This window comes from Streptomyces otsuchiensis (assembly GCF_004305975.1).
Taxonomy (GTDB): domain Bacteria; phylum Actinomycetota; class Actinomycetes; order Streptomycetales; family Streptomycetaceae; genus Streptomyces; species Streptomyces otsuchiensis.
Window position 1 is genome coordinate 1 of the sequence record NZ_BHZI01000602.1, and the last position, 474, is coordinate 474.

Sequence of the window (474 nt, forward strand, 5' to 3'; positions counted from 1 at the left end):
GCTGAGGGGGAGACCGGGGCGGCAGCGGCGAGTGCGGGGGCCGGTGCCGGGACGCTGGTGGTGACCGGAGCCGGCGGCGCCACGGGTTCGGGGTCGCGCCGCGGTGACGAGGAGCGCGGCAGCGGCAGCGGCGACGCGACCGGTGCGACCACCGGCACCTCCACGACCCCACCGGTGGGCGGCCCTCCGAGCATCGCAGCCAGGGTCGTCTCCGTCATCCGCAGAAAGGCCAGATGGCTGTCGGTCAACATGCGCTGGCAGGCCGCGTGGGTCTCCGCCGTCTGCCGTTGGACGCTCTCGACGGCGGCGAGCCAGCCGCCGTCGCCGACTGACCCGGCCGCCCCGGCCGCCCCGTCGTCAGGGGCGTCGGCCTCGTGCACCGGTTCGGGCTCCGGGCGCCAGGGCGCGGGCGCCGCCCCCGAAGCAGGCAGGTGCGAGGTATGGGCAGGGGAGGGGGCGTACGCGGTCATGGGG

The 474-nt window shown here is 77.4% G+C and carries 1 pseudogene; it reads right to left on the reverse strand.

Features of this window, described 5'->3' with window-relative positions:
• A pseudogene (locus E0D90_RS26050) lies at nucleotides 1-380 on the reverse strand (hypothetical protein); the annotation flags it as partial.
• Nucleotides 381-474 lie beyond the last annotated feature (94 nt).